10 protein-coding genes are annotated in these 13,177 nt (G+C 47.2%); 3 read left to right on the top strand and 7 right to left on the bottom strand.

Going from position 1 to position 13,177, the window contains the following annotated elements; genetic code table 11:
• Positions 1-375 precede the first annotated feature (375 nt).
• The 7 genes from QUB52_RS27200 to QUB52_RS27170 all read right to left on the bottom strand — a co-directional run bounded on the left by QUB52_RS27200 (position 376) and on the right by QUB52_RS27170 (position 12,078).
• Positions 376-4,593 (bottom strand): chemotaxis protein CheB, encoded by a 4,218-nt coding sequence (locus tag QUB52_RS27200; RefSeq protein WP_332975422.1) that lies wholly within the window; start codon positions 4,591-4,593, stop codon positions 376-378.
• 228 nt (positions 4,594-4,821) lie between these two features.
• Positions 4,822-6,231, bottom strand: a complete 1,410-nt coding sequence (locus tag QUB52_RS27195) for an adenylate/guanylate cyclase domain-containing protein (RefSeq protein WP_332975423.1) — start codon at positions 6,229-6,231, stop codon at positions 4,822-4,824.
• A gap of 550 nt (positions 6,232-6,781) precedes the next feature.
• The gene (locus tag QUB52_RS27190; RefSeq protein ID WP_265235150.1) at positions 6,782-8,035 is read right to left on the bottom strand and encodes a 30S ribosomal protein S1; all 1,254 of its coding nucleotides are present in this window, start codon (positions 8,033-8,035) and stop codon (positions 6,782-6,784) included.
• 788 nt (positions 8,036-8,823) lie between these two features.
• Positions 8,824-9,381, bottom strand: a complete 558-nt coding sequence (gene nrdR, locus QUB52_RS27185; protein WP_265235199.1) for a transcriptional regulator NrdR — start codon at positions 9,379-9,381, stop codon at positions 8,824-8,826.
• Positions 9,382-9,778: 397 nt separating this feature from the next.
• Entirely contained in the window at positions 9,779-9,874 is a 96-nt protein-coding gene (locus tag QUB52_RS27180; RefSeq protein ID WP_096830854.1) for a photosystem II reaction center protein T, read from the bottom strand.
• Positions 9,875-10,021: 147 nt separating this feature from the next.
• The gene (gene psbB, locus QUB52_RS27175; RefSeq protein ID WP_265235147.1) at positions 10,022-11,551 is read right to left on the bottom strand and encodes a photosystem II chlorophyll-binding protein CP47; all 1,530 of its coding nucleotides are present in this window, start codon (positions 11,549-11,551) and stop codon (positions 10,022-10,024) included.
• 197 nt (positions 11,552-11,748) lie between these two features.
• Positions 11,749-12,078, bottom strand: coding sequence for a hypothetical protein (locus QUB52_RS27170; protein WP_265235146.1), 330 nt, complete (start codon positions 12,076-12,078; stop codon positions 11,749-11,751).
• A gap of 157 nt (positions 12,079-12,235) precedes the next feature.
• On the opposite strand from QUB52_RS27170, the gene QUB52_RS27165 reads away from it, so the two are divergent.
• The 3 genes from QUB52_RS27165 to QUB52_RS27155 form a co-directional block, all read left to right on the top strand.
• Positions 12,236-12,607 (top strand): type II toxin-antitoxin system RelE/ParE family toxin, encoded by a 372-nt coding sequence (locus QUB52_RS27165; protein ID WP_332975424.1) that lies wholly within the window; start codon positions 12,236-12,238, stop codon positions 12,605-12,607.
• On the top strand, positions 12,597-12,950 hold the full coding sequence (locus QUB52_RS27160) for a transcriptional regulator (protein WP_332975425.1): 354 nt from the start codon (positions 12,597-12,599) through the stop codon (positions 12,948-12,950). Before QUB52_RS27165 ends, QUB52_RS27160 begins: the two co-directional genes overlap by 11 nt.
• Before the next feature lie 90 nt (positions 12,951-13,040).
• On the top strand, positions 13,041-13,177 hold a 137-nt coding region (locus QUB52_RS27155), incomplete at its 3' end, for an FAD-dependent oxidoreductase (RefSeq protein WP_332975426.1).

The following is a 13,177-nucleotide window of genomic DNA, read 5'->3' as shown; positions in this document are numbered from 1 at the left end:
ACCCCCCTTAAGAAGGGGGGGACAAGACTCTTCTCAAAGTCCCCCTTCTTAAGGGGGATTTAGGGGGATCTCCGGGGCGGAAAAATTGTTAACTGAACCTATTTTGTTATCATTCTCGTAATCTCGGCTTGATCCCCCCTAACCCCCCTTAAGAAGGGGGGGACAAGAGTGTTCTCAAAGTCCCCCTTCTTAAGGGGGATTTAGGGGGATCTCCGGGCTATAAAAATTGTTAACTGAACTTGTTTTGTCATAATTATTGTAATCTCGGCCCGGAGATCCCCCCTAACCCCCCTTAAGAAGGGGGGGACAAGAGTTCAACCGCCGAGTCTTCTCAAAAATATTCACTATCAACTCTCAACTGTCAACTGTCAACTGTTAAAATCGCCCTGCTAAATTAGCAACAATTAATCCTAATTGAACGGGCTTTACAGGCTTAGCAATATGTGTTTGAAAACCCGCTTCGATCGCCCGATCGCGTTCTTTATCGCCAGCATACGCAGTCAGCGCAATGGCTGGGATTTCCCCTCCGGCTGACGCAGCAAGGGCTCGCACCTCTCGAATCAAGAAATACCCATCTTCCTCCGGCATCCCGATATCCGAAATTAGCACGTCATATCTGCCCGGATTGTCCTTCAAAGCAGCGATCGCACTTCGGGCATTTCCAACCGTCAAAACCTCCGCCCCGTAGCCTTCCAGCACAAATTTTAACAAATCGCGCGTATCGATTAGATCATCCACAACTAAAACGTGCAAACCATCCAAAGAAGGCACATCATCACTCGATACATTTACAGGCGCAGCAAATACAGTTGGCTGTAAATCGATCGCCCCTGTCAACACTTCAGACAACTCTCGCAACGGCAATCTCATCGTGATTGTAGTTCCTTGTCCCTCACCCGGACTATCTGCTTTCACCGTTCCTCCGTGCAATTCTACCAGATGACGCACGATCGACAAACCCAATCCCAGCCCTTGACTAGCCTTAGTCGTGCTGGAATCGCCTTGATGGAAACGATCGAAAATATACGGTAAAAATTCGGCCCGAATCCCTTTTCCCGTGTCGCTGACTCGGAGCCCGGCGTGATCGTCGATCGACTCCAACGCAATTTCCACCCGTCCCCCGGCTGGAGTAAACTTAATCGCATTAGATAGCAGATTCCACACAACTTGTTGCAAGCGAGCAGCATCGCCTAAAACAGTCGCAGAACTCAACTGCGAAACAATTTCAATGTTTTTGGCCTCCGCTGATAATTGCACCCCATCAATCGCAGCTTGCACCACTAACCCCAGATCGATCTGACTGATATCGAGAGCCAGCTTGCCACTGGTAATCCGGGAAATATCCAGCATATCTTCGATTAACTGAGATTGCGCCCTCGCGCTCCGCTCGATCACCTCTAGAGCGCGATTAGCGGCTGCTCCCTTAAGCTGACCAGATTTCAGCAGTTGTGCCCATCCCAGGATCGGAGTCAGGGGATTGCGGAGCTCGTGGGAGAGATTCGCCAGAAATTCATCTTTAGTACGGTTGGCGGTTTCTGCCTGTTGGCGGGCTAACTGTTCCTGCTCCAATAACTGCGATCGTACTGTCTCAAACTGCTTGCGAGCGGTGATATCCTCGATCGACAACAGAATCATTAAAGCTTTGTCTTCACGTTCAAGTTTACAAGCATTCAGCAGCATAGTTTTCTGCCCGATCTGCTCAAACAGGTGCTCCAACTCAAAGTTTTGAAGCTGAACATCACTAACCAGAATATCTTCCAAGATCCATCGCAATTGGGGGATATTCCACTGCCCGTTTCCTAGCTCAAACAGCGAAGATTTTGATGTATCTGAGAATGAAACCTCAAAGGTTTCATAGAACGATCGATTTGCTTTGTTCACTCGGAAATCAGCATCTAGCGCGACTAAAGGCGTTTGCACAGTTTCCACGATTGTTTCAGCGTAGTTGCGGGCATCCTCTAAGGTTCGGGCACTGCGTTTAAGAGCATCAATATCAATCAAAACCATTACCACACCGTCAATCCGGTTTTCCGTTGTGCGATAAGGACGAATGCGGAGGTTGTACCAATATCCCGCTTGAGTTTGAACTTCTTGTTCTTTCGTCTGGAGAGTATCAATCACCTCCAAAATCATCTGTTCCAACTCAGGAACGTCAAGAGTTAATCGGATGTCGCTAAAAGGTCGTCCAATATCTGTGGGAATCAGATTAAAAAGTTGCTGCGCCGTTGGCGTAAAGCGTCGAATATGTAAATCGTTTGCCAGCATTAAGACTGGGATATTGATACTAGCCAGCAAATTTGTCAGATCGTTATTGAGCTGGGTTTGTTCAAGATATTGGCTCCGAAGTTCCTCGTTAGTGGTGGTGAGTTCTTCGTTAGTGGCTTGAATCTCTTCTTTGGCAGTTTCTAACTCCTCGTTGGTGCTTTGCAACTCCTCATTGCTCGATAGGATTTCTTCGTTGGCAACTTTGAGGTCTTGGTTGAGACTTTCCTGCTCCTGGATCAGCGATTGCAGGTGCGCTTGAGCAGCATTTTTTTCTTGATTAGCCATGACAAGTGCCTGCCTCAGCCGCTCATTTTCAGGTTCTAAATCACCAGGCTCGCCGCTTTGGGAAGTGAGGGTGCAGAAGTTGAGCGCCGTGGGTGCAGCTTCTTCAAATAGCACCAAAATGTAGCGTGTTTCGACAGCCTGTGGCTGGAACGGCATCACCTCAATATTGACGAGAGTCGATCGCCCGCCCCATTCAACCGATACTCCTTCTTTCCTAACAGTCGCGTTCTGCGTTTGTGCCTGATAAATCGCGGTGCGAAGATCGAGCAGCAAGCCTTTCCTTGCCATTGTCAGCAAGTTTAAGTCCGGCGTTCCGGTTGCCACTTTAAAGTAAGGATCGATGTCTCCCCGCACTTGCAGGATTTTCATCTGCTCGTTGACAACCACACTGGCTGGGGCATAGCGATTTAAAATCAGTTGTTCAGTTTCTCGCTGTAAGTCAAAGCCATTGATCAAATTTTCATTTACTCCCTGCTGTTCACCTACTTTAGCGACTGGATAGGAACTCGGCGTAAACGAAAAAGTGGGACGAGTCGCAGTCAACTTTTTGGCATAAATTTTAGACTTTTTATCCACTGAACTAAACAAGTCTGAATATTTGCCGGTACTCTCAGAAGTGCCTAACAGCAGAAACCCTGTTGGGTTAAGACTGTAATGAAAAATCGGCATCACTTTTTTTTGCAATGATTCTCCCAAGTAGATCAGCACATTGCGACAGCTAACTAAATCGAGATTGGAAAAAGGCGGGTCGCTGCCTAAGTCTTGTCGGGCAAATACACACATTTCGCGGATTGCTTTGCAGATTCTATAACTACCTCCTACTTCGGCGCGAATAAAGAAGCGTTGACGGCGCTCTGGTGAAATGTCTACCATCTGGTTTTCTGAGTAGGAGCCAGACCTCGCTTTGCAGATCGCGGCCTCGCTAATATCTGTGGCAAAAATCTGGATCGGCGGCGGGATAACTCGATCGCCCAAAAACTCTAACAAACAAATGGCGATCGAATAAACTTCTTCACCCGTGGAACATCCCGCCACCCAAATCCGAATCGGAGCTTCTGCCGATTTATTTTGGGTAATCGTGGGGAAAACCAGCTTTTTCAAATTGTCAAATACTTCGGGATCGCGGAAGAAACTGGTAACGTGGATCAAGATTTCTTCATACAAAGCTTTGATTTCTTCCGAATGGTGTCGCAGGTGTTCGGCGTAATCATCCAATGTCTCCAGCTTGTACAATACCATCCGCCGCTGGATGCGTCGAGCGATCGTGGTGCGTTTGTAGTGGCTAAAATCAACGCCTGTGGTCGATTTTAGCAGTGCAAAAATAGTTGCCAGGGCATCTCCCTGTTCGGGCGATTCCTCAATTATTGTCAGGGGAAGCGGGGAAGTGAGAAGGGGATTGCGACTGTAGTTTGCCAGTTCCTCGGCAATTTTTTCCGGTGGCAGAACAAAATCGACATTTCCTGTAGCAATAGCGGTATTCGGCATACTATCGACTTTTGCCGTGGCTTCACATTGAGCAAAACTCATGCCTCCGGCTGCTTTGATTGCCTTGAGTCCCAGTGAACCGTCGCCGTCTCCCCCGGATAATACTACGGCGATGGCTTTGTGTCCGCGATCGAGTGCCAATGACGTAAAAAACGCATCTCCCGGCATATATTTGCCATAAATCTTCTCGCGGGGAGATAGTTGCAGCACGCCTTGAGATAGCACCATTTTGGTGTTGGGCGGAATGACGTAGACTTGATTCGGCTCTACAGCCATGCCGTCTGTTACCTGAGTAACAGGCATTTGCGTCGTTCTGGCGAGAATCTCGCTGAGCAAACTCTTGTGATCGGGGGCTAAATGCTGAATCAGCACAAACGCCATACCCGTATCTACTGGCAAATGGCTGAGCAACCCCGTAAATGCTTCCAGCCCTCCTGCTGAGGCGGCAATCCCCACAATCGGAAAGGGGGCCTCGGTTGTGGCTAATTGTTGGCTGTCGAGGGCGGCTGGTGCGATCGATTCGGATGTAATTTCTGGAGATAATTGATTAGAAGTCATGTTTTAAATCCTGTACCGCAGCTATTTCGCAGCAAATGTATCTGTTGAGTGCGCGGCTGAGTAATTCGGACTATTCTGATTAGAACTTAACTTGGTACAATTACGCAAGTAGCTTAAGGATGAGGTGTAGCTTGGGAGCGATCGAATTAGGGCGATCGAAAAACTGTATCGGCTGTTGCGGAAATTGCCACGATCAGCAGGAAATAACCAGTATATTTGCTTACCTTATTAGCTTTTTTCAGCGACCTGTTCAGCAGACAGCGCAATTACAGATTCTGTATTAATTCTAGCAGTAAAAGCGATTTGTGCGCCTTGTATCCCTTTTAAATCTTCAACTCGTCTTTGAATTTCGGAAACTCCAGCAGCTTTTAATGCTGTTAAAAATCCCTGGTCATGATAAACATCTTCGGAAAACGAAACTTCGTCACTTTTAGAAAGATTTTGAATGCGGGCGGCTTTGTTGACTGTGGAACCAAAATAGTCGATCGAATTATTAAGATTTACGAGCAAAGCCGTCCCTCGGTGAATGCCAATTCTGACTTGAATCCACTCTTCTTGTTGGCGAGTTGAGTTGTACTCCTTGAAACTAGCCACAGCAGCAGCAGCCGCCATAATTGCTTGTTCGTTGCTGATAAAGGAAGCCATAACGGCATCGCCGATGGTTTTAATTACCTTACCGCCACATTTCTCGATCGACTCAAAGAAAATTTCAAAATGGTCGCGCACAATATTGTAAGCTTTAGTATCTCCCAGCGTTTCGTACATTCTGGTAGAACCGGTAATATCGGTAAACATAATAGTAATCGCCCGAATCTTGACTCGCTCTCTTTCTGATATTACTCGATCGCCAAACAAACGCTTGTAATCCGGGTGATGAAGCAGTTGCATTCCTGACAGCCGCAGGGGCAGGTGTTCTAATGTCAATTCATCGGGCAATACATCGGAATGCAAAATCAGCCCAGACAAATTGTGTTCGGTATTAGTTAGTTCTATTTTAACTTTTCCCGGACGCACTTTCAGCTCTTTTTTGTCAAAATCTTTGCCCGCTAACTGCTTGAGTTGAATTTCTTGGATGTCTGCGGTTTCTTCGCCTTCAACCTGTAAAATCCCTTTAGCTAAAGTGAGGGGACAGCAGTAGCGATATCGACCGTTTTCTAAGGTGACTGTCTCGGATTCGGTGCAGTAGAGAGGCGTTACCAGTTGCAGTTTGTTCTGGAGTACCGGAGGCGGAGAGCACACGGGCCGCAGTTGCGGGTCTTCGATTTCTTTGTTGAGGGAAAAAGTAACTTCGACGCGATCGAGCAAATCAATTTTAAACTCGCGATCGCACATCGGGCAAAAAGACATTTCTGATGTGTCTGCCAAATCCTTAAATTCCTCTGCTATCATGCCGCAATGGGGACAGTGAATATCCCAGTGCAAGTCGAAGACGCCGGCGTTTACTCCGTGCAGGAATTCCGAAGTAATTCTTTTAACATTCTTGACAGTATCGCCTGCTACGTAGTAAGGGTTAATTCTCAATCTCTGCAAAATGTGGGAACCGATTAACCAGTTTTCGATTTGGTCGATCGTTCCTTTGCTCGAATTGGGACGTTTTTTAAGCTGTTTAAGTTTTTCTTTTAATAGTTCGATGTTCATTATCAGCTTGCCTTTGAGCGTCAGGGCAAGAAATTTGTAAGCATTTTGTGGTATAATTTGCTCGTCTGCTTTGTTCTTGCCTGAGAATTCTGATGAGTTTGCACCTGTGCGGATGTCCCTGATGTGTTTATAAATCTTAACAAATTATCAGGCTAAAGGCGATGTTTATTTAGGCAGAGCGATGATGCTGCCTTTTTTATCCAAAGAGCGATCGTTGCATCTATCTACAGGAAGATGTTAAATAATTGGTAATTTGTAGTTGGTAATTGGGAATTGGTAATTAGTAATTGGGAATTGGGAATTGTCAACCACTAAGCAGCGACTAATTAGTAATTAGTAATGACTGCTGTTCGCGAGCGGGGACAGCACTTCTGACTAATGACTAAGGCTTAATGATATCCTGTCCGGTCAATTACCCCGACTACAAACCAATCTTAGTATGGTCATTCGAGCGGACATGATATGACTACTTACTAATGACTAATTACTAATTACTAACTGCAAAAAAAAAGAGGGAATTTTCCCTCTTTTAATCACAGTGACGGCGATGTTATTCGACCGTTGTAGAAGGAACTTCTTCCTCTACTACTTCCGGTGCGGCTTCTGCTGCGGCTTCTGCTGCGACTTCCGGTGCGGCTTCTGCTGCGACTTCCGGTGCGGCTTCTGCTGCTACCTCTGGTGCGGCTTCTGCTGCTACTTCGGGTGCGGCTTCTGCTGCTACTTCGGGTGCGGCTTCTGCTGCTACCTCTGGTGCGGCTTCTGCTGCTACTTCGGGTGCGGCTTCTGCTGCTACTTCGGGCTCATCCTCTTCCATTGCTGAGGGCACATCTTCGAGCATTTCGTCGGAGATATCATCATCAGCATCAGTTGAGTCTACAGGAACATCTATGCCTGCTTTAGCTTGCTTTTGAGCGAGCATTTTCTCCCGGAACTTAGCTGCCATTTCTTCAGCTTTTTCATAAACCAATTCGCGATTTTTGACCATCGCGCCCGGTTCCGGTTCCAACTGCTTGGTGGAGAGAGAAATCCGGCCTCTCTCAGCATCCAAGTCAATGATCATCACTTTCACTTCGTCGTTGACATTAAACACGCTATGAGGCGTATCGATGTGGTCGTGCGAAATTTCTGAGATGTGCAGCAAGCCGCTGACACCACCGATGTCGATAAACGCACCGTAAGGCTTGATACCGCGTACTGTACCGATGACCACTTCCCCGACTTCGAGGCGGTTCATCTTGCGTTCGACTAAGGCGCGACGATGACTCAACACTAGGCGGTTGCGGTCTTCGTCTACCTCTAAGAATTTTAATGGTAATTCTTCGGCGACTAATTCTTCCTTCGGTTTGCGGGTACTGATGTGAGAACCGGGAATAAAGCCTCGCAAGCCTTCAATTCTGACAAGTGCGCCGCCACGGTTGGTGGCAAATACTTGCGATCGCACAGTAGCATCTTCTGCTTGCAGTTGTCGCACTCTTTCCCAAGCCCGCATATACTCGATGCGCCGGATGGACAGGGTTAATTGTCCGTCTTCGTTTTCATCGGTGAGGATGAAAAATTCTCTGGTTTCGTTTGATTGCAATACCTCTTCAGGGCTTTCGACTCGATTGATAGACATTTCCTGAATGGGAATGTACGCTGCTGTTTTAGCACCGATATCAATCAGAGCGCCCCTGGGTTCTATACTAAAAACTGTACCGGCTACTACGTCGCCCGGGCTAAAGTGATAGTCATATTTATCGAGTAGGGCTGCAAAATCTTCGTGAGTAAAGCCGATGTCTTTGACTGTGGTTTTGAGATTGACCATGCGAATAGTTTCCTAGGATTTCTCTCCTTCATGTTTTTCATTGGTGCCGGCAGATATTAGAGATTTTGGTGAAAAAGCGGTTAACTTCTTGCAAAATCTTTTACTAAAGTCAGTTTTTGCTAACTTTCCCCCGGTGCAACTGCACATCCGGGCTTGCCATTACTGTTACTCCAAGCTCTGTGTTAAAACTTTTCATCTTACACATTGCAGAGTCAAGTAGACTATTGTGACACTCTCAGGTATAAATAAACTGAGATTCTTTATGCAGCGAGCTGACTTGCTGGTGACAGGATTACTCTTGTCTAAGTAGAGGTCGCTTTTTAGAGAAGCATAAATTCCGGTATGCCCTACCGTATTTAATTAGTCACCGACCTGTATTTCAATACGGTTGAGCTAACGCTGTTTATTGCCCGGAGATCCCCCTAAATTCCCCTTAAGAAGGGGGACGAAAGAGAATACTCTTGTCCCCCCCTTTTTAAGGGGGGCTAGGGGGGATCTGGCTTAACTAAACCGTATTGACCTTTAGTTAGGTTTTGTTCAAATTTAGCTTTCCTAAACTGCAACACCTATCGGTGTGACTACGCACTCAACTAAATTAGTTGAGTTTTTACGTTGTCTAGTGATACTCAATTTTAGACCGATGATGATCATATCATACCCAGCACTGTTACTGAGAAAAAAGAACACTCGCTCGACTGAGAGTCCCTTGAGTCGATCGAACTCCGGGCCTTCCTCGCAAGACGGTTTTCCATCTCCCAGAATATTTTTCTAAATTAATTTGAGCGAACTTAGCTGGGAGTGGCGCAGGATGCGGGGCTTTGTCGATCGCACGCATCGGCATCTGACAAATCTGGGTCAAAATCTGACGGAGTTTCTTGATTATGGGCTTCGTTGAGGGGATTTTGAAGGTGATTTAGAGTATCTACAAAATCTCGGATGCCTCGAAATTGCCGATATACGGAGGCAAAACGGACATAAGCGACTTCGCTGAGCGGGCGTAGGTGCGACAACACCAGTTCCCCAATTTCTGAGCTGGCGAGTTCTCGGAGCGATCGACCTTGGAGTTGCGCTTCGATTTCTTCGGCCAGGCTTTCTAGTTGGCCGGAAGACAAACCTGTTTTTTCGCAGGCCCGAACCAGTCCTCTGACTAATTTTGAGCGATCGAAAGATTCGCGTTTGCCGTCCCGCTTAATCACCGTAATCGGCACAAATTCTATGCGTTCGTAAGTTGTGAAGCGGTGCTGACAGCTCAAACATTCGCGCCGCCGACGGATGCTTTGACCTGATTCGGCTGAACGCGATTCGAGAACGCGACTATTTGTATGTTGGCAGGAGGAACAGCGCATGATTGCTGATTTTAACAGGCGTTGCCAGCAAATTGCCATTCATCTAACCGCGTGGGGTCTAATGAATGGCTGGACTAGAAAAATGACTCGGCACATGGCGCTGAGCAGAGGTGTCAACTTCACGTCAAACGCAGTTCTAGACTGCTGTTTGACGACTAGGCTAGATCCCCCCTAGCCCCCCTTAAGAAGGGGGGGACAAGAGCGTCTTGCGTCTCCCCACTATCCGGGGGGGACAAGAGCGCCAAAGTCCCCCGACTATCAGGGGGGACAGAGTATTCTCTCAAAGTCCCCCTTGCTTTTGGGGGATTTAGGGGTATCGGGCCTCAGCTATCAACGAGAGATACAAAAGTTTTTAGACGATTGTTAACCTGACGGAACGCAGCAGGCGCATAGCTAATTATTTGCCAATCCGAGGTGGTTCCCGAAAGGCGATCGCAAAAAATATCACGCCCAAGGCTAAAGCCAGCATCAAAATGTAAGCAACACTTTCCATGTTAAATTTTCCCTATCTTCCCTTGCTATATTATTTTATCTTAATTATTGCTGCTTTTCTTATTAACTAAAAAAACCCGGTTTCTTGAAGAAACCGGGTTTTTGTGCACCGGGGAAGTTTCCCGGTGCTCTGTTTGGCGGCAGAAAACTAGATAGATTCTTCTCTTCTTGTGCTCTTGTCGCCCAGTTTTTGGAACAAGCCCCACTCGACTTGCTCTTCCAAGTCAGCCTCAACTCCAGCAAACACGTCGCGGAAAATAGTCCGAGAACCGTGCCAGATATGGCCGAAGAAGAACAGCAAAGCAAAGCAAACGTGTCCGAAAGTGAACCAACCGCGAGTTGAAGTGCGGAAAACACCGTCAGAATTCAAGGTTTCGCGATCGAATTCAAACAGTTCACCCTTTTGGGCGGCGAGAGCAAACCTCTTAACATCTAAAGGATTATTAAAGGTTTGACCATCAAATTCGCCACCGTAAAAGCTGACAGTAACTCCCGTTTGTTCAAAGCTGTATTTTGATTCAGCACGACGGAAGGGGATGTCAGCGCGAACGACTCCATCTTTGTCCGTCAAAATTACTGGGAAAGTTTCAAAGAAGTTGGGGAGTCGTCGTACCGACAAAACCCGACCTTCGTTGTCAGTAAATACTGCGTGCCCCAGCCAAGTTTTAGCAATACCGTCGCCGTTGACCATCGCGCCAGCACGGAACAAACCACCTTTAGCAGGAGAGTTGCCCACGTAGTCGTAGAAAGCCAATTTTTCGGGAATTTGCTCGTAAGCTTGTTGGAAGCTTTGGCCGGAGGCTAAGCTAGCTTGAGCTCTGCGATCGATCTCTTGTTGGAAATAGTTGCCGTCCCACTGATAGCGGGTCGGGCCGAAAAGCTCGATCGGAGTAGCAGCAGAACCGTACCACATCGTACCCGCAACCACAAAGGCCGCGAAGAACACAGCAGCGATACTGCTAGAAAGTACAGTTTCGATATTCCCCATCCGCAGGGCTTTGTAAAGACGTTCCGGCGGCCGCACGCTCAAGTGGAACAAACCGGCAATTACGCCGACTACGCCCGCTGCAATGTGGTGAGCCACGATGCCACCAGGATTGAACGGATCGAAGCCTTCAGGGCCCCAAGAAGGCGCCACTGCCTGGACGTGACCGGTCAGGCCGTAGGGGTCGGACACCCACATTCCGGGGCCGAAAAGTCCCGAAAGGTGAAATGCGCCGAAGCCGAAGCAGAGCAAGCCGGAAAGGAACAGGTGAATGCCAAACATTTTTGGCAAGTCGAGGGCTGGTTCGCCGGTGCGGGAGTCTCTGAAGAGTTCCAAGTCCCAGAATACCCAGTGCCAGACTGCTGCTAAGAACAGTAAACCAGAGAGGATGATGTGAGCGATCGCAACGCCTTCAAAAGACCAGTAGCCAGGATCGACGTTACCTTCGCCCGTGACGCTCCAACCGTTCCAAGAACCGGTGACTCCCAAGCGAGTCATGAAGGGCAGCACGAACATCCCTTGACGCCACATCGGGTTCAGAACGTGGTCTGAGGGATCGAAAATTGCTAGTTCGTAAAGGGCCATCGAGCCGGCCCAACCTGCCACGAGGGCAGTGTGCATTAAGTGTACAGAAATCAATCGGCCTGGGTCATTTAAGACGACTGTGTGTACGCGATACCAGGGTAGTCCCATTGACTGCGGTTCTCCAAGGTGTAAGTGATGATGTCATTTTGACGGAAAATTCAGATTTTCCATCCCGAGCGGTGATGTCCGGGGTTTAAATTCTGTCTTTTGCCGAATCCTTTCTACCTTCACAGGAGGAGGTATAAAAATGAAAGTTATTTAAAGAAGTGTATCGAGTGTTAGAACCGATTGCAATATGTTCAACATTACATTAATTGTGGACTATCGATTTGGCAGCGGGCGGCGATCGTCCCGAGGCGTTCGAGAACTTGCTCGGCATCGATGAGTCTGGTAAGGGTAACGTTGCCAATATTTTTTCCCGGATCTGCCGGATCTAGAGGGGTTCCGGGTTGGACTTCTACCATGAGTACAGCGTCTTCTACGCGGTAGAGCCACATTTTTTCAGTTCGATCCGAAAGGCAGAGGTTGAGCTGTTGGATATCCGGCTGTCGTCTCCAGCCGGCGACTGTCCACTCGCCGCCAACCCCCCAGACGCGCCCGACTTTCCAGCCGTCGGATAAGAAGAAATATTTCATTTGCTGTGTACGCTTATTGAGATTTTTTTGTCTAACATAGCGCAAAACTGCAACAGTACGGAATTATTGAACTGCGAAGACGCCAAGGGTGCATATAAATATTATTATTCGATCGACTATTACCTATAATATGCTATGTAAGGCATAATTGATCCAAATGACATGGAACATTGAGTTTTACTTGGATTTTTACTCTGAGTTTACCGAATTCCCCACTGATGTCAGATTAGAGCTTTTAGCAAAACTCACACTGTTACAAGAATTTGGTCCAAACCTCAAGCGTCCTCACGTCGATACTCTCAATGATTCTACCTACACCAATAGGTCGGAACTTAGGTTTCAGGCGGCTGATGGAGTTTGGCGAGTCGCTTTTGCATTTGACCCCCGCCGATCTGCGATTCTATTGGTAGCTGGGGACAAATCTGGTAGTAGTGAGAAGCGATTTTACAAGCAACTAATTAAGATAGCAGATAGTAGATTTACCGGCCATTTGAATAAGTTAATGGAGCCAGAAACAAATGACAATTAGCCTGAAGACTATTATGGAAAACTTGCCTCCCGAACAACGAGCAATAGTCGAAAAGCGATCGGTTGAATTAATGGCTGAAGAAATGACCTTGCAAGACTTACGAAAAACAAGGAAATTTACTCAAATTCGCATGGCAGAATTATTAAATGTGCGTCAAGAAAATGTCTCGCGACTCGAACGCCGTGCGGATTTGTTGGTATCTACTTTGCAAAGTTATATCGCGGCAATGGGTGGGGAGTTGTCATTTGTCGTAGAATTCAAAGATCGACCCCCCGTAAAAATTACTGGATTAACATCGATGTTTGAAGAAAGCAGCTACACTAATGGAGAGGAAGAGTTTTAATTGACGAAACTAAAACCTAATTTTGCCAGATGTCTATTCTTCAATCTAAAGTCTAAAATCTAAAATCTAAAATCTAAAATCTAAAATCGAATGACCGCACAAACCCCAGTACAATTCCAAGACAGCTTCGACATCATCGTAGTAGGTGCTGGACACTCAGGCTGCGAAGCCGCCCTCGCCACATCTCGCCTCGGATGCCGCACCCTTTTACTCACCCTCAACCTCGA

Origin of the sequence: Microcoleus sp. A6-C6 (assembly GCF_036705955.1) — a bacterium.
Lineage (GTDB): Bacteria > Cyanobacteriota > Cyanobacteriia > Cyanobacteriales > Microcoleaceae > Microcoleus.
The sequence above is the reverse complement of the archived record's forward strand: the minus strand, read 5'-3'. Positions and strand labels throughout refer to the sequence as shown.